At 43.8% G+C, this 22,751-nt stretch carries 22 protein-coding genes; 9 read left to right on the plus strand and 13 right to left on the minus strand.

Annotated elements, in window-relative coordinates; genetic code table 11:
* Window positions 1-530, plus strand: a 530-nt coding sequence (locus AC5V8P_RS03710; RefSeq protein ID WP_495473557.1) for a PsbP-related protein, incomplete at its 5' end; no start/stop codon positions are given.
* Between the two features lie 225 nt (window positions 531-755).
* A complete protein-coding gene (locus AC5V8P_RS03715) occupies window positions 756-1,796 on the plus strand; it encodes a sugar diacid recognition domain-containing protein (RefSeq protein ID WP_081276858.1) in 1,041 nt (346 codons plus the stop codon).
* 165 nt (window positions 1,797-1,961) lie between these two features.
* On the opposite strand, the gene AC5V8P_RS03720 is transcribed toward AC5V8P_RS03715, so the two are convergent.
* Entirely contained in the window at window positions 1,962-3,107 is a 1,146-nt protein-coding gene (locus AC5V8P_RS03720) for a glycerate kinase family protein (protein ID WP_064797557.1), read from the minus strand.
* Between the two features lie 21 nt (window positions 3,108-3,128).
* Window positions 3,129-4,424, minus strand: coding sequence for a GntP family permease (locus AC5V8P_RS03725; RefSeq protein WP_063211809.1), 1,296 nt, complete (start codon window positions 4,422-4,424; stop codon window positions 3,129-3,131).
* 214 nt (window positions 4,425-4,638) lie between these two features.
* Between AC5V8P_RS03725 and AC5V8P_RS03730 the strand changes: the two genes are divergently transcribed.
* From AC5V8P_RS03730 to AC5V8P_RS03740, 3 genes are read left to right on the plus strand one after another with little or no spacing between them, the layout of a single operon-like run.
* Complete coding sequence (locus AC5V8P_RS03730; RefSeq protein WP_064797556.1) at window positions 4,639-5,370, plus strand: GntR family transcriptional regulator; 732 nt, start codon at window positions 4,639-4,641, stop codon at window positions 5,368-5,370.
* Window positions 5,363-6,901 carry a gluconokinase gene (gene gntK, locus AC5V8P_RS03735; RefSeq protein WP_064797555.1) on the plus strand — a complete coding sequence of 513 codons (1,539 nt, stop codon included), beginning with the start codon at window positions 5,363-5,365 and terminating at the stop codon, window positions 6,899-6,901. The genes AC5V8P_RS03730 and gntK overlap by 8 nt, the downstream gene beginning before the upstream one ends.
* Before the next feature lie 26 nt (window positions 6,902-6,927).
* Complete coding sequence (locus tag AC5V8P_RS03740) at window positions 6,928-8,274, plus strand: GntP family permease (protein WP_064797554.1); 1,347 nt, start codon at window positions 6,928-6,930, stop codon at window positions 8,272-8,274.
* Window positions 8,275-8,382: 108 nt separating this feature from the next.
* On the opposite strand, the gene AC5V8P_RS03745 is transcribed toward AC5V8P_RS03740, so the two are convergent.
* The 4 genes from AC5V8P_RS03745 to AC5V8P_RS03760 form a co-directional block, all read right to left on the minus strand.
* Window positions 8,383-8,754, minus strand: coding sequence for a DMT family transporter (locus AC5V8P_RS03745; protein ID WP_064797553.1), 372 nt, complete (start codon window positions 8,752-8,754; stop codon window positions 8,383-8,385).
* The gene (locus tag AC5V8P_RS03750) at window positions 8,754-9,026 is read right to left on the minus strand and encodes a hypothetical protein (protein WP_231116921.1); all 273 of its coding nucleotides are present in this window, start codon (window positions 9,024-9,026) and stop codon (window positions 8,754-8,756) included. The genes AC5V8P_RS03745 and AC5V8P_RS03750 overlap by 1 nt, the downstream gene beginning before the upstream one ends.
* A gap of 221 nt (window positions 9,027-9,247) precedes the next feature.
* The gene (locus AC5V8P_RS03755; RefSeq protein ID WP_063211801.1) at window positions 9,248-10,204 is read right to left on the minus strand and encodes an endo-1,4-beta-xylanase; all 957 of its coding nucleotides are present in this window, start codon (window positions 10,202-10,204) and stop codon (window positions 9,248-9,250) included.
* A gap of 273 nt (window positions 10,205-10,477) precedes the next feature.
* Window positions 10,478-10,888, minus strand: a complete 411-nt coding sequence (locus AC5V8P_RS03760; RefSeq protein ID WP_064797552.1) for a YjdF family protein — start codon at window positions 10,886-10,888, stop codon at window positions 10,478-10,480.
* A 285-nt stretch (window positions 10,889-11,173) separates the two neighbouring features.
* Between AC5V8P_RS03760 and AC5V8P_RS03765 the strand changes: the two genes are divergently transcribed.
* Complete coding sequence (locus tag AC5V8P_RS03765) at window positions 11,174-12,619, plus strand: DEAD/DEAH box helicase (protein ID WP_063211797.1); 1,446 nt, start codon at window positions 11,174-11,176, stop codon at window positions 12,617-12,619.
* Between the two features lie 63 nt (window positions 12,620-12,682).
* On the opposite strand, the gene AC5V8P_RS03770 is transcribed toward AC5V8P_RS03765, so the two are convergent.
* Entirely contained in the window at window positions 12,683-13,501 is an 819-nt protein-coding gene (locus tag AC5V8P_RS03770) for an elongation factor G (protein WP_231116920.1), read from the minus strand.
* Between the two features lie 268 nt (window positions 13,502-13,769).
* Here AC5V8P_RS03770 and AC5V8P_RS03775 point away from each other — a divergent pair, with 268 nt between their 5' ends.
* The gene (locus AC5V8P_RS03775) at window positions 13,770-14,360 is read left to right on the plus strand and encodes an RNA polymerase sigma factor (RefSeq protein WP_064797551.1); all 591 of its coding nucleotides are present in this window, start codon (window positions 13,770-13,772) and stop codon (window positions 14,358-14,360) included.
* A complete protein-coding gene (locus tag AC5V8P_RS03780; protein ID WP_064797550.1) occupies window positions 14,321-15,385 on the plus strand; it encodes a DUF4367 domain-containing protein in 1,065 nt (354 codons plus the stop codon). The genes AC5V8P_RS03775 and AC5V8P_RS03780 overlap by 40 nt, the downstream gene beginning before the upstream one ends.
* A gap of 94 nt (window positions 15,386-15,479) precedes the next feature.
* Here the strand turns inward: AC5V8P_RS03780 and AC5V8P_RS03785 are convergent, their stop codons facing one another.
* The 5 genes from AC5V8P_RS03785 to AC5V8P_RS03805 all read right to left on the minus strand — a co-directional run bounded on the left by AC5V8P_RS03785 (window position 15,480) and on the right by AC5V8P_RS03805 (window position 20,095).
* Window positions 15,480-16,055: a histidine phosphatase family protein gene (locus tag AC5V8P_RS03785; RefSeq protein WP_064797549.1), complete on the minus strand. Its 576-nt coding sequence runs from the start codon at window positions 16,053-16,055 to the stop codon at window positions 15,480-15,482.
* 219 nt (window positions 16,056-16,274) lie between these two features.
* Window positions 16,275-16,985: an SDR family oxidoreductase gene (locus AC5V8P_RS03790; protein WP_063211791.1), complete on the minus strand. Its 711-nt coding sequence runs from the start codon at window positions 16,983-16,985 to the stop codon at window positions 16,275-16,277.
* Window positions 16,986-17,006: 21 nt separating this feature from the next.
* The gene (locus AC5V8P_RS03795) at window positions 17,007-17,567 is read right to left on the minus strand and encodes an NAD(P)H-dependent oxidoreductase (RefSeq protein ID WP_064797548.1); all 561 of its coding nucleotides are present in this window, start codon (window positions 17,565-17,567) and stop codon (window positions 17,007-17,009) included.
* An 80-nt stretch (window positions 17,568-17,647) separates the two neighbouring features.
* On the minus strand, window positions 17,648-18,226 hold the full coding sequence (locus AC5V8P_RS03800; RefSeq protein ID WP_013373847.1) for a TetR/AcrR family transcriptional regulator: 579 nt from the start codon (window positions 18,224-18,226) through the stop codon (window positions 17,648-17,650).
* A 369-nt stretch (window positions 18,227-18,595) separates the two neighbouring features.
* Entirely contained in the window at window positions 18,596-20,095 is a 1,500-nt protein-coding gene (locus AC5V8P_RS03805; protein WP_064797547.1) for a malate:quinone oxidoreductase, read from the minus strand.
* 672 nt (window positions 20,096-20,767) lie between these two features.
* On the opposite strand from AC5V8P_RS03805, the gene AC5V8P_RS03810 reads away from it, so the two are divergent.
* On the plus strand, window positions 20,768-21,124 hold the full coding sequence (locus AC5V8P_RS03810; RefSeq protein WP_064797546.1) for a hypothetical protein: 357 nt from the start codon (window positions 20,768-20,770) through the stop codon (window positions 21,122-21,124).
* Between the two features lies 1 nt (window position 21,125).
* On the opposite strand, the gene AC5V8P_RS03815 is transcribed toward AC5V8P_RS03810, so the two are convergent.
* Window positions 21,126-22,733 carry a sigma-70 family RNA polymerase sigma factor gene (locus AC5V8P_RS03815; protein WP_064797545.1) on the minus strand — a complete coding sequence of 536 codons (1,608 nt, stop codon included), beginning with the start codon at window positions 22,731-22,733 and terminating at the stop codon, window positions 21,126-21,128.
* Between the last annotated feature and the right edge of the window lie 18 nt (window positions 22,734-22,751).

The following is a 22,751-nucleotide window of genomic DNA, read 5'->3' on the forward strand; positions in this document are numbered from 1 at the left end:
TGATCTTGGGAGCTTCGTTTGTAAATGCTGCTTTTATCCTGGCAAACCATTACGGTCTCCCTGAAGCTCCAGTAACCAAGCAGGAGCAAAGCTATGTAAGTAAAGATGGGCGATTTCAGATTTCAGCCCCGTTAGATTGGTCAACAGACCCGGACCAGGAAGAACAAGAAGGTATTGCGATATTCAATCCGTACATTCAGAAGTCTGTTATCGTACTCTCCAGTTCAAAAGAGAAATTAGGTAATGTGACGCTCCAGTACTACACAGAGAAAGTTCAAAACAACATGACTAAAATGTTTAATCTCTCTACAGTAGGGCCTTCATCCAACACCACGATTCAAGGATATCCGGCCATTGAGTTCACAATTAAAGGACAGAAGGATGTAAACCATTATGTCACTCATGTAGCCATTATTGAGACTGAAAATAATTTCTACAAGATCATCGCGTATACACCTGCATCAAAATATAGCCGTTTGAGGAAAGAACTTCATGATATTACCTATAGCTTCCGTGAGGTTCGCCCTTAGACAGGGTGACGGTTGATGAAAGAATGAGACACAAAAGACAGGTGCTCCTGGATTGGAGCCCTGTTTTTTTGCGTACAACTATTCTTCACAACTATGATAAAATAGGCAGACATGTTCGGCGTCCTGCTTTATTATGTTGTTCAGATGCACAATAAATTGGGAGCCCTTTCAAATATGAAATGCAGTAAAACACCTTACATCATGAGCTAAAGGAGGAATCCTGATTTGTTTCCGCTCTCCGAAAGACAAGCCCAAGACATCGTAGACAAAATGATGAAGGATATTCCGTACAACATTAATATTATGAATGAACAAGGCATCATTATTGGCAGCGGCGAGCGTGAACGAGTTGGAACCATTCACCAAGGAGCTGTTCAGGCGCTCGAAACTGGGAAAATGATTGAAGTGTGGCAGGATGGACACTATGAAAAAAAGGGCACCAATGAACCGATTGTTATCCATCATGAGCTAGTCGGTGTCATTGGTATTTCAGGCAATCCCGACGAAGTGCGTCCTTTTTGCAACATTGTTAAGACTACGGTGTCTCTCCTGATTGAACAGCGCATTTCCCTGGAGCATCTCGCCCACGAGGCCAACCGCAAAAAATCTGTACTGGAAATGCTGTTAAATCATCAGGGAGCCTACACCCAAAAAATAAAAAAAGAAGCTGCTCAATATCACATTGATTTGCTTCTCAAAACTTCGGCCGTATATATAAAGCATCTTCCTTCTGATCCTGCTCATTTAGCCGAGTTGTCCAATATATTCATGCAGCATCCATCCTTTCGTATGGAGGAAGGAAGCTATCTCATCCTGATGCAAAATCAGGAACCGACCGCCAAGCTGCTAGAACCCCTTGTGCGCCGCCATCCCGATGTGCTGATTGCCATCAGCAGACAAGAGCACAGCATTGCGGATGTTTATATGCAAGCCAAGTCCGCTATGAATGTTGTACTGGCACTGCGCCTACCTGTGCAGATCGTTTCTTTTGCAGAGGTTGAATTTCTGGTCAAATTAAGCCAAACCAACCTGACCAACACGATCCAGCTGGTCAGCAAGCTGGAAGATACCGTGGATTTGCTGGATACGCTGCGAAGCTTTATTAACCATAATGGCAGTGTCTCCTTTACTGCAGATGAATTAAACATTCATCGAAATACACTGCAATATCGCCTGAAGCGCATCCATACCTTAACTGGCAAAGATCCTCGCAATCTCCTTCAGCTTTTTGAGCTTACGCACGGTTTATTGGCGCTGTATCAATGAACTGCCGTGGCACGTCATATCACGCTGTGATAGTTTTCGCTCGCTGTCACTCCCGGATTTCTCAGTCCATCTCCATTGGCCAAAGAAAACCGGGATTACAGGCGAGCGCTCGCAATATACATCATTTGTATTATGACATTTTATGTTCCTCGCTGATCAATCCCTTCATTTCTCACTGAATTGAAGTACTCTTGCGATATTCTCACACGTACGCTCTACGTTTTGCGGCCCTTCAGCCAGCAGCTTACCCAGCTCCGAGGCTCCAGGTACGATGCCAAACACCGCATCTATCCCTTCCTTGTATAGCGTGTCGATCCCTTCCCCGATATAACCTGCAATCGCAATGACCTTTTTGCCGGATTCTTTAGCTGCCTGAGCTACTCCATATGGAGTTTTACCAAATTTGGTCTGAAAATCAATACCGCCTTCCCCTGTCAAAACAATGTCGGCCGTGGCTAGCTTCTGCTTTAAGCCCGTGTATTCGATCACGATTTCAATGCCTTTTTGCAGCGTCGCCTGAGTAAAAATCAATAAGCCCGCACCCAATCCGCCTGCTGCACCCGCACCTGGGAGATCACGCACATCCTTGCCTAGTTGCTGCTTCACCACATCTGCATAATGGGCGAGATTGGCATCCAATTGCTGCACCATTTCTGGAGTTGCACCTTTTTGTGGGCCAAATACACGGGAAGCCCCATGCTCTCCGCACAGCGGATTTGTCACATCACAGGCTACAATCAATTGCACCTGCTGCAAGCGGTCGTCCAGGGATGAAATATCAATACTAGCCAGCTCGCCCAGGCTGCCGCCGCCACGTGGAAGAGTACTCCCTGCTGCATCCAGAAATTTAGCCCCTAGCGCTTCTGCCATACCTGTACCGCCATCATTCGTCGCGCTTCCGCCAATGCCAATGATAATTTTCCGAATCCCCTGGTTCAGACACTCACGGATTAACTCTCCCGTGCCGTAGGTTGTTGTCTTTAACGGGTTTTTATTGTCCTGATTGACCAGATGGATTCCGCTGGCAGATGCCATCTCAATGGCCGCAGTGGTGCCGTCTCCGAGCAAGCCATATGCAGCAGTTACAGGTTCTCCAAGCGGTCCAGTCACCTCCATGTAACGAAGCTGCCCGCCTGTTGCATCCACCAGTGACTGTACTGTTCCCTCGCCGCCGTCTGCCATCGGAACGTGGACATAATGGGCTGTTGGATAGACCTTGCGCAGTCCCTTTTCCATTGCAATACACACTTCTTTAGCTGTCATGCTCTCTTTAAAAGAATCCGGTGCCAGTACAAATGTTTTCTCTCTCATTGTGTCACCCCATCGTGAATATTAAAGTAAGAATCCATACAATATTGTGGCAACAATCGCCATGGTTCCGCCCACAATAGCTTCATAAGGGATCAGTCCCATCCGCTGTTTAATGCTCATTTTCATACTGTCTGCCGTAACGTGAAAATAGTTGCCCTGTGGTAGGGAATCGATGACGGTAGCTCCTGTATGCACCATTACAGCGGCAGCTAACGGGGCTGTCCCCATGTTCAAAATGGCTTCACCAAACGAGCCAGTCGCCAATATAACGCCCGTCGAGGTCGATGCTGTGGCTGCCGCCATCAGAATGCCTGCAAGCGGTGCCAAAAATGTGCCAGAAACTCCCGAAGCTTCAATCAAACCAACTACCTGAGCAGATAAATTAGAGGCAGAAATCAGACCCGCAATCCCACCCGCACCGATCAAGATGAGCACGGTTGCCGTCATTTTATTCAAACCGGAAGCTGAATACTTCAAAATATTGCGCCCTTGTCCCATGGCCAGCATACCGACAATCCCGGCGATTGGCAAAATGTACATCGCGTCGACCTTGAAATTCGACAGGGCTTCAATGCCAGAGATAGAGCCAATCGGATTAATCATCAGCAAAATAACAGCTACCACTGGAGCTACAATTGCTCGTCCCAATGCCGGGTACTTCGACGTATCGATATCACTGTCCATCGTATCCTGGTCGGACACCTTCACACCTTTGTTTTTCAACATAGATGCCACCAGAACGGTCATGATTAATCCGCATATCGCAGGCACCACACCCGCCAACATCACGTGGCTTAAATCCAGATTAAACCCGCGCGCCGCCGCAATCGTATTGGGATTTGGGGAAATAATGTTCCCCGCCTTTCCGCCGCCAGACAAGGCCAGCAGGAGAGCCAGCTTGGAAATCCCCATTTTGTTCCCAACCGACAAAGCGATAGGTGCCACAATTAGCACTGCGACGGGAATAAATACGCCTACTGCTGTAATAATCATCGTCGCTAACGCTAGGGCAAGGATCGCTTTACTGCCACCAAACTTCTTTACGATAGCCTGCGCAATCGTCTCCGCTGCCCCAGACTCCATCATCACGCCTGCCAATACACCTGCCGCGAGCACACGAATGACCGTCCCCATTACACTTTGCGTACCACTAATCAACACGCTGATCGTCTGCTCCAGATTAGCTCCGCCCAATAAAGCGCCTACAATTGCTCCCAAAAATAAAGCGTAAACCGGATTCAGCTTTCTCAATATCAAAATAATTGCAATAGCCAGCCCTGCCAGAGCCCCTATCCAACTGATCGTTAACCCTTCCATCTGTCTAACCCCCCGGGCAATTTTTGATTACGCTTTCATTATATCGATTGCAGAGTATGAATCCTATTGAAGAACAGACGAAATTGATTGTGCATTTGCACAAAAAAGCCCGAACTAGCTTACAAAAACAATTTAATGAATACGCTTGCAAATTTAAAATTTTAGATTATAATACTTGTATACAAGTATACTTGATTAATGAGAAGGTGAATTTATGGATCAATCCAGTGATTTCTTATATCCCTCCAAATGGCTTCAAAAAGCCTCTGCTGGTGATCGTGTAACATCTGAGCTTAGAATGCGTATTATTTCCGGCTCGATTGAAAGCGGTACCATACTATCTGAAAATAAATTAGCTGCTGATTTTGCTGTAAGTCGCTCACCCATTCGTGAAGCGTTAAAAATACTGGCTTCCGAGAATATCATCCGCTTGGAAAGAATGGGCGCGGTTGTTATGGGTCTATCCGAAAAAGAAATAGAAGAAATTTATGATGTACGTCTACTCATAGAATCCTTCGTATTTGAACGTCTTATAAAGATGGACACGAATGATTTAGCAAAGGAACTTAGTAAAATACTCGAAATGATGAAGGTCGCGGTCAAGTATAGCGATGCCGATGAGTTTTCATATCAAGATGTCTTGTTCCATGAAACGATTATTCGTGCAGTTAATCATTCATACATCCTGATGATCTGGAATAATTTAAAGCCCGTGATGGAAAGCCTTATTCTGTTGTCGATGCGTATGCGCTTCAAAGAAAAGTATGAAGACTTTGCACGAATAGTAAAAAATCACGAGCTTTATATTGAAGCAATCCAGGCAAAAGATAGAGATCTTATGATTAAGTCTTTACACAAAAATTTTGATGATGTTCAAGGTAAAGTAGAAGACTTATGGATGTCCCAACAACTGCTGTCCAAAGGAGTCGTGCCACAAAATGACTAACTACATGTTAGGTATAGATATCGGAACCACCAGTACAAAAGCTGTCTTATTTAGTGAAAAAGGCGAAGTTATCGAACAAGAAAATATCGGGTACCCGCTTTATACACCGGATATAGCGACAGCTGAACAAAATCCCGAGGAGATCTTTCAAGCAGTCCTACAAGCGACTTCAAATATCATGAAACATCACTCACAAAAAAAGCTATCGTTTGTTTCATTCAGCAGTGCCATGCATAGTGTCATTGCCATGGATGAACATGATCAACCACTTACGCCTTGTATTACTTGGGCAGATAATCGCAGCGAAGCGTGGGCACATCATATAAAGGATGAGTTGAATGGCCAAGAGGTCTATAGACGAACAGGAACACCCATTCACCCCATGTCACCTTTAACGAAAATAGCCTGGATTGTGAATGACCTTCCTGAAATCGCTATCAAGGCTAAAAAGTATATCGGGATAAAAGAATATATTTTCAAAAAGCTCTTTGATCTATATGTTGTTGACTACTCCCTGGCTTCAGCGATGGGCATGATGAATCTCGAAAAGCTGGATTGGGATGAAGACGCCTTAGAAATTGCTGGGATAACCCGTTCCCAACTATCTGAGCTCGTACCCACAACCAAAGTATTTACGGACTGTAATTCAGATTTAGCAAAAGAGATGGGGATCGATTCACAAACACCCTTTGTCATTGGGGCCAGCGATGGAGTCCTTTCTAATCTTGGTGTAAACGCGATACAAAAAGGCGAAGTTGCCGTCACCATTGGGACAAGCGGCGCCATACGAACCATTATAGACAAGCCGCAAACGGACGAAAAAGGAAGAATATTCTGTTATGCCTTAACCGAAAAACACTGGGTCATTGGCGGACCGGTAAACAATGGCGGAATGGTTCTTCGCTGGATTCGTGACGAGCTTGCCTCATCTGAAGTAGAAACAGCGAAACGACTAGGCATTGATCCCTATGATGTACTGACCAAGATTGCCGAACGTGTAAGGCCAGGATCGGATGGGTTGTTATTTCATCCCTACCTTGCTGGTGAACGTGCGCCATTGTGGAATCCAGACGTACGTGGCTCATTTTTCGGTTTAACGATGTCACATAAAAAAGAACATATGATCCGCGCAGCTCTAGAAGGAGTCATTTACAATTTGTACACCGTATTTTTGGCCTTAACTGAATGCATGGACGGTCCCGTGACCCGAATTCAGGCTACAGGAGGCTTCGCAAGGTCAGCTGTTTGGCGGCAAATGATGTCGGATATCTTCTCATCTGAGGTCGTCGTTCCAGAAAGCTACGAAAGTTCTTGTCTAGGAGCATGTATTCTGGGCTTGTATGCCACCGGGAAAATCCAGTCATTTGAAGTTGTCTCTGAAATGATTGGCAGTACCAATAAACATGCACCCAAAGAAGAAGCAACCAAGGAGTACAAGAAGTTGCTGCCGATTTTTATTAACATGTCCAGAGTATTAGAAGAGGATTATAAACGAATTTCCAATTATCAAAGAAGCTTAATTAAACACTAAAAGGATAAACACAGGAGGTAATTACAATGCCATTAGTCGTTGTAGCGATTGGAATTTTAGCATTACTCGTTTTAATTATGGGCTTCAAATTAAACACCTTTATCTCCTTAATCATTGTATCGTTCGGCGTGGCCTTAGCACTTGGAATGCCATTAGAGGAAATTGTCAAAACCATTGAAGCCGGATTAGGCGGAACACTGGGTCACTTAGCGTTAATTTTTGGACTTGGAGCGATGTTAGGGAAGTTGATCGCGGATTCTGGGGGTGCCCAAAAAATTGCCATGACCCTCGTTGACAAATTTGGTGAAAGAAATATTCAATGGGCGGTCGTAGCGGCTTCATTCATAATTGGGATAGCGTTATTTTTTGAAGTAGGATTAGTATTGTTGATTCCCATCGTATTTGCCATTTCAAAAGAACTAAAGGTTTCTATCTTATATCTTGGTATTCCGATGGTTGCAGCTTTGTCCGTCACACACGGCTTCTTACCTCCACATCCAGGACCGACCGTAATTGCTGGTGAGTATGGCGCGAACCTTGGTGAGGTTTTACTTTATGGCTTTATTATTTCCGTTCCAACCGTTATTTTAGCAGGACCTGTATTTACGAAGCTTGCCAAAAAGCTCGTGCCTGCTTCATTTACGAAAACCGGTAATATCGCCTCTTTAGGTGAGCAAAAAGTATTTAAGTCCGAGGAAACCCCTGGATTTGGAATCAGTGTATTTACTGCAATGCTTCCTGTTATTTTAATGTCGATAGCTACGATTATTACTTTGCTTCAAAAAACATTAGGATTTGCGGATAATAGTCTACTCGCAGCGATCCGCTTTATCGGGGATGCATCCACTTCCATGCTGATTTCCTTACTGGTTGCCGTTTATACCATGGGACTAGCAAGAAAAATCCCAATCAAAGATGTAATGGCCTCTTGCACAACTGCTATTACTCATATTGGGATGATGCTCTTGATCATTGGGGGAGGCGGGGCCTTCAAACAAGTACTGATTAATGGCGGTGTAGGTGACTATGTAGCCCATTTATTCAACGGAACCACATTATCACCCATTCTGCTGGCCTGGATCATCGCTGCAATCTTACGTATTTCTTTAGGTTCTGCAACTGTGGCAGCTTTAACAACCTCTGGTTTAGTGATTCCGATGCTAGGACAATCTGACGTTAATCTTGCTTTGGTTGTGCTTGCTACAGGAGCGGGTAGCTTAATAGCTTCACATGTTAACGATGCCGGGTTCTGGATGTTTAAAGAGTATTTTGGTTTAAGCATGAAAGAAACCTTTGCCACCTGGACTTTGCTTGAGACCATCATTTCTGTAGCCGGATTAGGATTCATCTTATTACTAAGTTTATTCGTATAAACCATGATTTCTGGGCGGTAACTCCCCTACTTATCTTTCTTAGAATCCTCTAAGTCTGTAAGTGAGGAGCTACCGCCTTTTTATGAACTGGAGTGATATTAAATTATTTCATTTTTGGACAATTGAACTGGTTGCTTCTGTTGTTCCTTTGGCCTCACCATGTCCTGCACCAAATAGGTTTAATACCACCACGCCAATAACAATTAAAGCAATCCCTACGATACTACCCGTGTTGATTTTCTCCTTCCAGATCATTACTGAAATCACGGTTGTAGCAACAGCCCCTACCCCTGACCAGATGGCATAAGTCATATTAAGAGGAAGTGTCTTGAGGGTTAGTGAAATAAAGAAGAAAGAGACTACAAACGCGACAATCGTGAATAAAGTCGGATACAATCGCGTAAAACCTTCTGAAGCTTTAAGCATTGAAGTACCAATAAGCTCAGTAGCAATAGAAATTGCCAAGAAAAGATAAGCCATCATTCATTCTCCTTTATATACGTCTTTAATTCTTCTATAATTTTTTGCTTCAGTTCTTCATTGGGAAGAGCGAGTCCGAACATTTCGGCAAACCACAAACCGTCGATAGCTAATCGGACGATCGTAGAACGAACCGGATTTAATTCGTCGTTTTCGATTTTATTTTGGATATTCGAATACTCATCCTGAAGCCGCTTGAGCATGTGAGGGTTCGTAAATTGTGCTGCTGAAAGGGCGGTAAATAAGTCATTGGTATCCTGATCACCTCCCAATTAACTATACCGTCCAGACGGTTTTATTCCAAGTGAATTTAAAGTTATGGGTTAGGTATGTAAGCCTAATTGCTTGGATTAGATTTTGATACGTTTAAGCTAAATAAAAAGAAGCCTTGGGCGTGTAACATTTCAGCCAAGACTTCTTCAAATAAACAACTACCCAGCCCGGATATTTAGCAAAAGTCCGCATCTGTTGGGTTTTAAGTGCCACCTATAGCTTATCTCTTCAGATACTGTCTCAGCCATTGGAGCGCAGGACGTTCCGTGCCGTTAGAGTTCAGCAGATGTGTACCATCTTTCCAAGTTTGTCCTTGGATATACCCCCAAAGCGTAACTCCCTTCACTGAGGGGTTTTGCCAAAGGACTGGAAACTTCTCTTTGTATCTGGCAAGTTGAGTATTATCATCCCCAGTTATATCCAGTTCCGACACATAGATCGGTAACCCGGTCGCCGACAGCTTATTTAGTACAGTATTCATCGTGTTGACTGAGACGTTGTCCATACTGAAATGGTGGCATTGAATGCCAATACCGTCAATCAGGCCTCTACTCTTGAGCTGATTAATAATATTGACATATTGGTCGGCTAAAGAAGGGTCGTTGATAATACCATAATCATTTATATGCAGTTTGGCATTCGGGAAAGCTTGTCTAGCCTGTTGAAACGACCATATGACCCAATCCCATCCGGTCGACCCGTCACCACCAATGGCATTGCGGTAGGACGGCTTCTGATGCAGCGGCTCATTCACCACATCTACAAACGCCGCATTCGGATAGCGCTGACCTGCTGCTTTAATCCACTGAGTCACTTCCGCTTTCTGATCAGCAGCCGACAGTCCTTTAACCCATCCTGGCTCCTGGGCACCCCATACCAACGTATGGAACTTGAACGGGAAACCATTGCTACGGGCATAATTGTAGGCCGTATCCGCCTGCGACCAGTTCATGTTGTTACGACTGCCTTCAACCGATTCCCACTTAGTCGAGTTCTCCGGCGTCACTTGATTCCAGTATGTCCCGTAACTAGGAGGGACACTGCCCGCAATGATATTCCCCAGAAATTTGCTTCCATTTGCCAGGCCAGCATCAGCCTGGTTGACCAGAACAGATGATAACAACACACCCGCCAACGCCAAACTGCTCACCAGCTTGCCCACTTTCATTCTTAACATAAAATCTCCTCCTCACACGTATAATTTGATAATACTCTTCCTCAATAATTTAAACGCTTACATTTCCAATTATAAGAATGAATAGTTGTTTTCTGCTACATGAAAAAGTAAAGATTTAACTCGAAAAATCTTACATCATTGCAGGATAACCAAGCTTTTCCTTCTCGACAGTTTAAAGGGCACCCAAGCGGGTGCCCTTTGTGCGTAATACATGTTTTCACATATGCTGGTATAAAACATGCGTTACATTGGCGGATAGGGAGGGAGGTTTTATTAATGTCCGCGATGTTTTTCTTTCGCTTTTTTCTCCTTCAATTCCCTGATTCGTGCCTTCGTGGATTCCTTTTGCTGTTTAGAGTAGGCCTGCTTCTCCAGCTTACGCTTTTCATACTCTAACTTTAGAGCCTCTTGTGCGTAGGAGGAAACTCCCTTCCTTCTTAATTCACAAGCTGCCTGCCTTGCTAGCCGTTTCGGATTGGCCTTCTTTGTTTCAGACCACTTTATAGCCACCTCTTGTGAAAGCCGACTAACAAGTTCCCCCATCTCCTCACGGATAAACTGGAGAATTTCCTCGTCCTTAGGCTCTGTACCAAAAATGTACCTGGCTGCCTTCAATTTCCCTTGGTCCTGCTCCTCCACGACTCCAACCCAATACTGTCCATCATGATAAACCGTAAGCTTCATTTGAATCCCCCTCATTATAAATCGAAACGATGGACATCCCGAGGGGGGAAGGTTACTGACATGGCACTCTTGCAATTATAGAGTCGTCCATGCGTCTGGACTACCAACCAGACTGTGTTTTTTCGTTCCAAAAAAAGTATAGTTGCCTTACTGGAAAACAGCAAGTTAATCGCTGATATGTATTAGAGTGTAGCTGGAATAGAGTATACTGGTTGAGTATAAGTTCGATACACGATGACATGATATATGTAATGGTACTTAAATACAGTGCAGAAGAGGTTGAGAATGAGTCAGAAGCATTTTGCAGATTACCCATTAAGTGAAGAAATTGTGAGGGCTCTAAATAGCCTGGGCTATGAGACGCCAACAGAAATTCAAACGGAGGTCATTCCCGTTGCGCTTGAGAAGAAGGATCTTGTGGCTAAATCGCAAACAGGCAGCGGCAAAACAGCAGCATATGGTATTCCACTTTGTGAGCTGGTAGATTGGAATGAGAATAAACCCCAAGCTTTAATCCTCACACCAACCCGTGAACTCGCATTACAGGTTACTGAGGACATCACGAATATTGGACGCTTTAAGCGGATAAAAGCAACGCCTCTTTATGGGAAACATCCCTTTCATATACAAAAGGCCGAGCTAAAACAAAGGACACATGTGGCTGTAGGTACGCCCGGACGTGTACTAGATCATATTGAACGAGGCACACTCTCCTTAAATCGAATTGCCTATCTCGTGATTGATGAAGCTGACGAGATGCTGAATATGGGCTTTATCGAGCAGGTTCAGTCGATTATTCAGGCGCTGCCTAGTGACCGGGTTACGATGTTGTTTTCCGCTACTTTTCCCGAAGATGTAGCCAAACTGTCACGTAAATATATGAACGATCCGGTGGAAATTGAGATTAAGGCGACAGGTGTAACCACAGCCACGATTGATCACTCTCTTATTCAGGTGCGGGAGGCGGACAAGCTGGCTCTGCTACAAGATCTGCTCGTTGTTGAGAACCCTGACAGCTGCATCATTTTCTGCCGTACGCAGGAGCATGTAGATACACTATTCAGAGCATTGGCTGACCTCGAATATCCATGTGATCGCATTCATGGCGGCATGGAGCAGGATGAGCGATTTGAGGTAATGAACGCATTCAGAAGGGGACAATTCCGTTACTTGATCGCAACTGATGTAGCTGCTAGAGGTATTGATATCACGAATATCACCCATGTCATCAACTACGATATCCCCCTTGAAAAGGAGAGCTATGTTCATCGTACAGGACGCACAGGACGTGCTGGCAAAACAGGGAAAGCCATTACTCTAATCACTCCTAGAGATAGTAAACGATTAGCTGATATCGAAGCATATATCGGATTTGCAATTCCGCAAGTAAAGGCTCCCTCAGAAGAGGCTGTTGATCTACGCAGAAAAGATTTTGAGCGGAAACTACATGTGAAAACTGTACTCAAAAACGACAAACGCGAGCAATTAAACCAACAGATTATGAAGCTCAATTTTAACGGCGGTAAGAAAAAGAAACTTAGAGCTGTCGACTTTGTGGGTACCATCGCTAAGCTTGACGGGGTAACGGCAGATGATATCGGGATCATTACGATTCTGGATAATGTGACAGATGTTGAGATTCTGAATGGCAAGGGCCCACTGGTGCTTGAGATTATGAAGAATACAACCGTAAAGGGCAAGCTGTTAAAGGTACGAAAAGGGCATAAGTAGAAGGTACGCTGTATAAAAAAGAGTGAGGCAATCCCGTTCAGTACGGCCGATGGTTTTCGTAGGTTATACAGGCGGGATGGCCGAGTTCATTTCTTGCTCCTCTAATTCATCTTTCCATTTATCGATATTATAAATCACTTTAAATTTCTCTTTTAACTGAGTAACATCTTCAACTGGCACATAGCTGTCCAATTTCATATGGAAGTCCGAAACATCTTCTTCATGGTTATACATTTCTTCTAGAATATCAATGATTGTGGAAAGTCTAGATTTAAAAGACAGCTTACAATCATCTTCGTCTTTGAGTATATATAGATTTTCTACCTCTCTAAAAAAGGAGTTCCCTTCGAAATATAGCTTGTTACAGGTCATATGGACCTGCATTAATGGTTCGTATATTTGCCAATCTGCTTCTCGCATAGCGGTTCTGAGCGATATATGTGCTCCATTAATGTAATAATAATCTCGATAAAAGCACATTGAACAAGAGCTGGAATGATTGCCTTTTAAATTTATATTCAAGTCAGCAGTACATTCTCTATAGAGTATACAGGTGTCTTTGATATCCAGTTTAATGTCTTGTCTTTTCATAAAATCAGCGATTTTCTTTAGATGCAAGTAATCCGTTCCTATAAAAACTATTTTCTTATATTCAATAGTCCCAGCATCAGATTGATTAAAATGAACAGCAATACAAACGTCCTCATCGTATGCTTTCAATGTCTCAATACTTTCAATAATCCTACTTCGTAGCGCAGCTTGTCGAGGAAATGGCATGGTTAATCCAATATATTTTGATTCTAAGTTAGGTAGCAGTTTCATTTGATCATGAAGGTAAAGCATCACATTATCAAAATTATATTTCTTAGCATTTTCATTCATTAGAAACTGTGTCCTCTCCTATTTATTTATGAAATGGGCCTACTATTACTGGAATATCTTAATTCCATTTTACCATCCCCTCACTTCCACAATATACCTTTAACTCTATAAAACTAACCACATGGGTGATAATTGTTCCGCTTTATCGTATTCTCTTAGAGAGTTGATAGAACACTTAAAAAAATTTTAGACAAGGTGTCCCTTTCGGTCATCTTCATTTGTTATACAGATATAGTTTTCTTTTTGATCAGAGGGGGTGCCTACATCTTTGAATGAGGAAATCGAATACAGAATCAAACGAGTTCAAGCCGGCGAGATCCAGGATTACGCCTACATTGTAAAGGAGTATCAGCGACAGATTTTTGTGTACTGCTGGAGGCTATTAGGAAATGACCAAGAGGCGGAAGAGGCTGTACAAGATATTTTCGTCAATGCCTTTGAGAAAATCAGCAGGTACAAGCTGACCGTGGGCTTTTCCTCCTGGCTGTATAAACTGGCCTATCATCACTGCCTGAACCTGATTCGCAAGAAGAATCTACAGCGCAAATTTAAACTTAGCCTGTTCACCTCAACTAACATGACTTCAGACAGTGCAGCGCAGGTTATGGAACGTCAGCTTTTCAGTGAACCGCTGAGCCGGGCGTTGGACCAACTGAGCGCGGAGGAGCGTAACCTACTGGTGCTGCGCATTTTTGAAGAGAGAACGTTTGGAGAAATCGGGGAAATCATGAACAAAAGCGAGGAAGCTATCAAAAAAAAATACGGCAGAACAAAAACAAAGCTCAAAAAAATAATGGAGCCCCTAAAGGAGGATCACAAATGCGTGAGTTACAAAACAGAACTCAAAAACAAAGCCTGAAATACACCGATCTGCAAGACAGGGGATTCAAAAACATGGACAAGCTAACCGAGCCAGAGAATGCCTTAAAAATCCAGGCTTTTGACGTCTCTGACAAAGTAATGGAACAGGTCTACCAAAAGGCGACGCCCAAAAAGGGGAATATAGGAAAAATCCATTTCCAGCCTCGCATCACCGTCCCTATCATGATTTTGCTTTTTGTGGTAGGGGCCTCTGTGACTGGATACGCGGCTTCCCAATATCTCGAATTTCGCAACAGTAAGGGTGACGTTGTATTAAATACCGCCAAAACACCTAGCGAAACGGACGCCTCCAAAACGTATACCTCCACCTACACACGGTGGAACGAAAAGGTGAGGGACCGTTTGCAACCAGGAGAGTATGCGGCCTATTACATCAAGGACGATTCTATGAATCAAAACAACCTGTCTAATCCGGTCCTGTTTGCGTACAAACCAGCTGAGCTTTCAAGCTTCAACAGCTTACAAGCTGAAATCAAGCGAACCGAGGCTCCATTATTCAGCAACCCCACCCATCTACCAGATGGCTACAAGTTTGATTTCGGATACGTCTATCCAGTCGCTACATATCCTGGGATGATGGATAAAAAGGAATATCGAGCTTTAACGGATAAACTGATGCAACAGGCCAAAGCTGCACCGAAGGGTGAAAATCTGTTTATTCAAAAGCTGAACTGGGACAAGGCAGACTCCTCCTTTGCCCGCTATGCGAGAGGCAACGACTATGTTAACATTACCGTCAGCAAATACACTCCTGAAGTCACGAAGACAACCATCATGCAAAATGAACAGGATTCGGCTGAGGAACTGACAATCAAAGGAACCAAGGTCTATTACATCAGGGCAAACGAAGCAAGCAAGCCCTTGGAAGCAGGAAAAAACCGACTGGGATGGCTTGATGAAAAAAGACATGTACACTACAACATATCCGATAACCAGGACAGCCCGCTGACTAGGGAAGATTTAGTTAGAATAGCTGAAGATTTGCTTAATGCTTCATCGTAATAGATGTCATAGAAAGGTTTTGAAGAGAGGCTATCCTGTACTAAGGACGGTCTCTCTTTGAACAATCGTTTTCGTACCTATTTCTCCCGTAGCATCACTGGGTATACCACAATCTTTTAACTTCTATTAATTCTTGACCGTTGAACTTCATTCTGTATATATCTGGTTTGGATGTGTGTAGTAGAAAATTCAAATCATACTGCTTGTCATAATACCCCATCATCAAAGTCATAACAGCTCCATGAGTGCCTAATGCAACTTTCCGTCCTTGATAGGTTTTTAACAATTCTTTTAGAACTGCTATGCTTCGGTTCTGACAAGCCGTATTAGACTCTCCCCCATCTAAAGCAAAGTCTGGATTAGAAAAAGACTTATCTAACAAAGGAAATAATTCCGCATCGGGCATTCGGTGGTCTTCATTCAAAAAGATCTTTTCTTTAAGATCCTCGAATACCAAAACTTCTTGTCCTGAACGCCGAGCCAGCTCTTGAATGGTCAGAATTGCTCGTTGATATGGACTCGAAACGAAAACCTCGATCCCTTCTCCCTTCAATAATTCAGTTATTCGATAAGCATCTGATTTACCTTTATCCGTTAAACCTCTTGTTCTTTCATTTCCTTCCGTCTTTGGTGACTCGCCATGTCTCACCATATAAATGAAAGTTTCCAAAATTGCCTCCTTAAAGAATAGAGTATTGTTTGCAGCTCCTTAAACCGCTCACTGGATACAATTTTAGAGCAAATCATTCTGCATGGCCAACCCAGCCTGATTCGCAATTGAGCAAACCGCCCCCTATAACTCATTACTTTATAATTTTCACCGCACTGACCGTAACAGTAACTTTTTAGTGGTGTTCTGCACCATCACTTCAAGTCGGATGAATAGTCATTACCACGGAAGCTGATCATCCATATAGTAGAATCCGCCTGTTGGACCATCCTCAGGCAGGGTGGCCAGCCGGACCGCCGTTTTTGCTCCATCCTCCACCGACAGCTCCGCCTTTTCCCCGCCCATCTGCGTTTTGACTAAGCCGGGGTGTACGGAGTTGACCTTCAAATGCGTCCCACTGTTTTTTTGCGCCCAGTAGGCTGTCAGCATATTTAAAGCTGCTTTAGATGCCGCATAAGCCGGGGTAGCAAGCCGCTGCACCCGTTCATTGGTCAACTGAAACTGAATCGAGCCTATAGCGCTGCTTTGGTTGACGATTCTGCCTTCTTTGCTCTTTAACAGTAACGGCAACAATGCTTCTGTAATCAAATAGGGTGCGAACGTGTTCACCTCAAAAGTATCTCTGAAAGCATCCCCGTCATAACCCGCTTTTTCTGCCAAAATGCCCGCATTGTTGACCAATATGTCCAGCCTTCCGTAAGTATCTTCGATGAATTGGGCCAATTCCGCAATATGTGCCGAATTCGTCACCTCAAGCTTTACACCGACTGCCTGAATGCTTTCTTGCAACAGTCCGGCGGCTGCTTCATCTGCTGCTGTTTTCGTGCGTGCAGCGACCAATACCGTTATCCCTTGCTGCCCCAGTTGTCTAGCAACCTCCAGTCCGATTCCTTTGCTTGCTCCGGTAATTAATGCGGTTTTATTTGTCATAATTCATTTCCTCCTCGATTTTTATTTATTGATTGTGATCAAATCAGATGTTTGGACATGACGCACGGTCGCCAGATGCTGAACATATGCAGCCTGGCTCGCGGTAATCTGCTCATCCGTCACATGGTTCGCATTATGGATAGCAAAAGGCGGCAGATAGTGGGCACTCACATAGTTAGCCAGCGCCTCCATCGGCTTCGCGATATCCCGAATCGTGAACAGGTTGTAGCCGCCGGGCTGATACGAGGCGGCAGTTCCTGCCGTCGAGATGGCGATGCCGATTTCCTTACCTTTCAAATGCTCTCCGTCGGGACCAAACGCCCAGCCAAATGCCAGCACTTCATCCAACCACTGCTTTAACAAAGGCGGTGTACTATACCAATAGAGCGGGTACTGGAAAATGATTCGGTCATGGCTGTCCAGCAAAGCCTGTTCATGGGTGATATTAATCTGATGATCAGGATAGGCTTCATACAGCACATGTACGGTCGTTTCAGGCTGCTGCCTCATGGTTTCCGTCCAGGCTCGATTAACTCGGGAACTTTGCAAATCCGGGTGAGCAACGATGATTAATGTTTTCATACTAACTCTCCTTTGTTATTTCAAAGTTTATGAGAACGACCGTTCTAAAATTATGAAAAAAATTTGTTTTCGGTTATCGTCTATGTCTCTAAAATGCGTAGATTTAACTCAGCAATCCGTTGCAGCTTTTCTTTTGGAACGGAAGTCCGCACCATAACCCTAAGCCCCGCTAAGGCATTTTGCAGATACTCAGCCAACTCCTTCACTTCGTACTGCTGTGTAAATTCGCCGTTTTGCTGTCCCCACGTTACGATTTCTGCAAGCATTTTCTCCGATTTTGCAAAGGCCTTCGTCGCTATCTCGTCAATGTCCTCATCCCGAATCGCTAATTCAACAGCCGAATTCACGAACATGCAGCCAGGCGGTACGTCCTCTTCACCGTTAATGATGGAGTCAAAAATGAACTGAAGTGCCTGCTTAGCCGTCCGAGATTGCTTGATGCCTGCTGCCCACCTACCGTTAATGCGCTCTCCGAATCGGTCCATCACTTTGAGGAACAAGGTGTGCTTGTCGGTAAAGGTATCATAGATACTTCTTCGATGAATTCCCATATGTTCGACAAGATCATTCATGGAGGTTTTCTCATACCCTTGCTCCCAGAACAGCTTCATGGCCTTTTCCAGAACAACGTTTTCTTCAAATTCTTTGCTTCTGGCCATTCTATCTACCCCCTGACCATTTAAAATTTGTCTGGATTACATGGATCGACCTTTTGGAAACGATCGTTCTATATTGGTCACCACATATGTTTTTCTTCTCTGTCTGGCCTTATCCTAACATATTGGGAACGATCGGTAAAGAATTATTTTTCTCTCTTTATTGCCCGTCCATAGTTACTATAATCACCATCGCACACACTAATAAACACCGAAGCATTACATAGGATTTGCACTCGAAGGCAAGCATATTAGCGGTGGGGAGATCCCCACCGCTTCAGATTGTTACTTATGCGACTTAAATACGTATCGTAAGACTACTGTGCAATTTATTACAATAATTTGAATGATCCAGTTACTAGCCATGTAAAATTAATGATGCAGCGGTTCTTTTTCGCCCAGACCCAGCACTTCTGTTGTGGTATTATAAATTTCTTGGTAAAGCTCTGGGTTCTCAGCTAGTGACACCCCATAAGAAGGGATCATCTCTTTTATTTTCGGTTCCCACTCGTCCATATGCTGTGGGAAGCATTTTTCTAATACTTCCAGCATAACGTGCACAGCAGTGGAAGCGCCCGGAGAAGCACCGAGCAATGCAGCTACCGAGCCGTCAGCCGAACTCACCACTTCCGTACCAAATTGAAGGATTCCTTTACCGCCCTCCGTATCTTTGATCACTTGCACACGTTGGCCAGCCACCACGATCTCCCAGTCCTCGATTTTAGCGTTTGGAATAAACTCACGTAATTCTTCCAGACGTTTTTCATTCGATAACATCACTTGCTGGATCAGGTATTTGGTCAATGCCATTTCTTTTGCCCCTGCCGCCAACATCGTGATCAGGTTATTAGGTTTTACAGAACCAATCAGATCCAGGTTTGAACCCGTTTTCAAGAACTTTGGCGAAAAGCCAGCAAAAGGCCCAAACAGCAGTGCTTTTTGGTTACCGATATATCTTGTATCCAAATGCGGGACAGACATGGGAGGAGCCCCAACCTTAGCTTTACCGTATACTTTCGCATGATGCTGGGCAACCAATTTAGGATTGTTACATACCATAAATAGCCCACTTACCGGGAAGCCTCCGATATATTTGGACTCAGGAATGCCTGTTTTTTGCAGTAAAGGCAGACTTCCACCCCCACCACCAATAAAGACAAATTTGGCATGATGATATTCAATTTTACCGTTATCCAGATTATGCACTTTGACTTTCCACGAGCCATCGCTCGCACGTTTAATATCCTTTACACTATGCTTGTATCTAATCTCTACATTTTTACTTTTTAAATGGTCAAACAATATGCGTGTTAAAGCACCAAAGTTAACATCTGTTCCAGAGTCGATTTTAGTGGCCGCGATCGGTTCATTCAATGTACGGCCTTCCATAATTAGCGGAATCCATTCCTTCAGCTTTTCAGGGTCATCGGAAAATTCCATGCCTTGAAAAAGAGAAACACCTGAAAGCGCTTTAAAGCGTTTTTTTAAAAAAGATACGTTTTTTTCACCCATTACCAAACTCATATGGGGTATTGGCCTGATAAAGTCCTGTGGATTACGAATCAAATTACTGTTGACAAGAAAAGACCAAAACTGTCTTGAGAGCTGAAACTGTTCGTTGATATTAACGGCTTTACGAATATCTACAGATCCGTCCGCTTTTTCGGAAGTATAGTTCAGCTCGCATAGTGCAGCATGACCCGTGCCTGCATTATTCCATTCGTTAGAGCTTTCTTCTCCTGCACTTGCCAGTTTCTCAAACACTTTAATTTCCCATTCCGGTGCTAACTCTTTCAGCAATGATCCCAGAGTCGCGCTCATGACCCCGGCACCAATTAAGATAACGTCTGTATTTTTCTGAATACTATTCATAAAAACCTTCCTTATCTCTTATATTTGCAAAAAAGAGCAGGCCCTCCTGCTTAACTGATTCAAGAAGCAAGGCTCCACTCAGGAACATACCTTTTCTATCTCCATTATAACTTAAATATAATCATTTAAAAATTATATCTACTTTTATCTGATAATTATAAATCATTTCTGCTAAAAAGAGAGATTTTTCTTTGTGGAAATAAGAATTGAACTCCGTTTTTATAAGAAACATAGCTGATTTTGTTACTCGCGTGGAAATACAGCTTTCCAATAATTAAATCAACAGTTTATATATATGAATAAATTGAAATGGTTATGTAGGATTTCAAGAATAAACATGTGATTCATCTAGGGCCTGTACGCCAACTGTACAATGCGTAGAAATCAAGTAAAATAAGGGACATGAGACGAAGATACGAATTAACGGGTGAAGAAAGGAATATCCTTGAACCCCTGCTGCCCCCAGCCCGAAAATAATAAGGAGCACTTCCGCCCAAGGATTGACAAGCCATCGAACGCTCGCTTGGAGGATTAACCACCAAATCCATGCCTTGGTGGAACGCTGGGCTATCCGCTATGTTTTATGCCTTTAAATATGAGGGAGCGACTTAATTTAAGAGGCAGAATCCGCAATGATTCTGTCATCCTTGCAGAAATGGGGACTAAAGTGCTATGAGAAGAATAGTAGTTCGTGGAAATACGTATTTGTGGAATTATAGAACGGTCAGAGATAGTTACTGTAGATCCAAATTGACTATTATTTCTGAAAATAAAGATATAAAATTTATAGTTCAGTTTACTACTAAAGATACAATTGTCACTGGTAGCCCTTTGAATGAGGGATTACGAGTGATGAAAGAGGGTAAACAATATTTTATTAATCTTAACCAACCTAAGTATGTTGCTGAAGTGTTGCAGTATATACTTGGTATGGAGTTAGATGTGACCGTGAAGAAAGTACATGAGCTAAATGGTAATAGCTTGTTGGTTCGTATGGGGTATCAGGATGCGACAGGGCTTTTGATATGAACTAAGCCCAGTCTACATCCAGAACCTGCTGCCATTTATAATAAGGTTCCGTATACACCAACTGCTTTCTCTCTGAATCCCAGCGCCATGCCAGATCACCTTGCAGCCACAAGCCGCCATACCACTCGTCTATTCCCTTTATCTTCGCCCAGTCCTGAGCCCCTGCCGCTATATTTCTCCCTACTTCCGTTAGTGCCACAACACATTGGTCAAAGGATGGAGTTGTTTTCTTTTGACGATCAGGAAATGAGTGGGGCCCTTGAATCTCTAATAGTGCATGTGGTTGTTCCGACATATTCCTTAAACGATACCAAAATTCCAAATCCCCCATGCCTAGACCACTTAGCTGGTTCCCAATCTGCTTAAACAGCCCTTGCGGAGTATTTACTCCTTGCTGAACGAGTTCTAAGGTTGTCTGTTCTACGATGCCCAGCCCATTCATGGTAGAAGGTAGACGAGATAGGTGCAGTTCAAGTGCCTCATGAGCAAAAGGCAGGGCAGATGTGTCTTCGTGCAAAATGTCAATATGCCGCACTATATCCGGGGAGGCGTAGGCTTCCCAGATTTTTTTGCCCGTCTCAAGCTCCTGTTGACCGATCTGCTGCCACGTGCCTGACAATTTTTCTAATTGCTTCGTTGTAAGCTGTCCCAAGCCCCTAAACGGCTCAATACCTGGATAGTTGCCGTTACACAGCAGGCTCAGTTTGGTTTGGCCTAGGGTCTGCGTTGAAAACCAGTGCAACAAGTAGCTTAGCATCAGCTGGTCAAACAAATCGTGCTCGAACCATAGCACGACTTCATCATATTTATGAAAGTTATGCAAAATCTGCTCCTGGGCCTTGCAATTGGACACGTAGTCTTCCCGTGAGATTCCGAGAACCCTCTCCAAATATTCCACTCTAGCCGCTCTAGATAAGGGCTCGCTCATTTCAAGGAAAACTGGACCTACTGGATACACTTCTCTCCAGACCAAGATATCTCCGCCAACGTTTCCTTTCTTCAGCTTGTCACCAACATGGTCTCCGTTGACTACATGTAGCACCGAATCTCCTCCTTCATAGATATCGTTGAACATGGACACAAAGTCGGTGACAAGTAGTGAAGCTCTCAGCTTATTGCGAGCATCGAACAACCGTTTTTTCAGCACGGATGGAGATAGACTTAAATAGCCTGATATTTCACCGATTGAATACCCTTGAAAATAGTACAGCTGAACCGCCAGTTTTAACTTGTCAGATAAACCCTCGACGGATTGATGAAGCTTTTGGTGCCATTCTCTTCTTTCAGCGATAAGCTCCACATCAAACTTCTCTACATCCATGACTATAGTTTCGTCCAACGGCATCATCATGGGCTTCTTGCGGCGCAGAAGACGATGACATTGACGTTCAACAATGGTCTTGAACCATCCAGGGAACGCCTCTGCTTCCTGTAATTTATGGAGGTTGGAAAAAGCCTCAGCGAACGCCTCCTGAACCGTATCCTCTACCAGACTCCAGTCCCCTAGCCTCGTATATGCTACTGAAAAAGCCATCCCACTGAAATGCTGCACGATCTGCTCCCATGCATTTTGATCGCCTAGCTGAGCTTCTTCAATCCAATGCTGCACCTCTTGCACCTCCTCTGT

It is taken from the genome of Paenibacillus sp. N119s, assembly GCF_059447605.1.

What these genes read in the sequence shown, in the direction of transcription:
- AC5V8P_RS03720 (WP_064797557.1), bottom strand. Translation starts at nt 3,107, where the DNA reads ATGAGAGAGAAAACATTTGTACTGGCACCGGATTCTTTTAAAGAGAGC.
- AC5V8P_RS03725 (WP_063211809.1), bottom strand. Translation starts at nt 4,424, where the DNA reads ATGGAAGGGTTAACGATCAGTTGGATAGGGGCTCTGGCAGGGCTGGCT.
- AC5V8P_RS03730 (WP_064797556.1), top strand. Translation starts at nt 4,639, where the DNA reads ATGGATCAATCCAGTGATTTCTTATATCCCTCCAAATGGCTTCAAAAA.
- gntK (WP_064797555.1), top strand. Translation starts at nt 5,363, where the DNA reads ATGACTAACTACATGTTAGGTATAGATATCGGAACCACCAGTACAAAA.
- AC5V8P_RS03740 (WP_064797554.1), top strand. Translation starts at nt 6,928, where the DNA reads ATGCCATTAGTCGTTGTAGCGATTGGAATTTTAGCATTACTCGTTTTA.
- AC5V8P_RS03745 (WP_064797553.1), bottom strand. Translation starts at nt 8,754, where the DNA reads ATGGCTTATCTTTTCTTGGCAATTTCTATTGCTACTGAGCTTATTGGT.
- AC5V8P_RS03755 (WP_063211801.1), bottom strand. Translation starts at nt 10,204, where the DNA reads ATGTTAAGAATGAAAGTGGGCAAGCTGGTGAGCAGTTTGGCGTTGGCG.
- AC5V8P_RS03760 (WP_064797552.1), bottom strand. Translation starts at nt 10,888, where the DNA reads ATGAAGCTTACGGTTTATCATGATGGACAGTATTGGGTTGGAGTCGTG.
- AC5V8P_RS03765 (WP_063211797.1), top strand. Translation starts at nt 11,174, where the DNA reads ATGAGTCAGAAGCATTTTGCAGATTACCCATTAAGTGAAGAAATTGTG.
- AC5V8P_RS03770 (WP_231116920.1), bottom strand. Translation starts at nt 13,501, where the DNA reads ATGAATGAAAATGCTAAGAAATATAATTTTGATAATGTGATGCTTTAC.
- AC5V8P_RS03780 (WP_064797550.1), top strand. Translation starts at nt 14,321, where the DNA reads ATGCGTGAGTTACAAAACAGAACTCAAAAACAAAGCCTGAAATACACC.
- AC5V8P_RS03790 (WP_063211791.1), bottom strand. Translation starts at nt 16,985, where the DNA reads ATGACAAATAAAACCGCATTAATTACCGGAGCAAGCAAAGGAATCGGA.
- AC5V8P_RS03795 (WP_064797548.1), bottom strand. Translation starts at nt 17,567, where the DNA reads ATGAAAACATTAATCATCGTTGCTCACCCGGATTTGCAAAGTTCCCGA.
- AC5V8P_RS03800 (WP_013373847.1), bottom strand. Translation starts at nt 18,226, where the DNA reads ATGGCCAGAAGCAAAGAATTTGAAGAAAACGTTGTTCTGGAAAAGGCC.
- AC5V8P_RS03805 (WP_064797547.1), bottom strand. Translation starts at nt 20,095, where the DNA reads ATGAATAGTATTCAGAAAAATACAGACGTTATCTTAATTGGTGCCGGG.
- AC5V8P_RS03810 (WP_064797546.1), top strand. Translation starts at nt 20,768, where the DNA reads ATGAGAAGAATAGTAGTTCGTGGAAATACGTATTTGTGGAATTATAGA.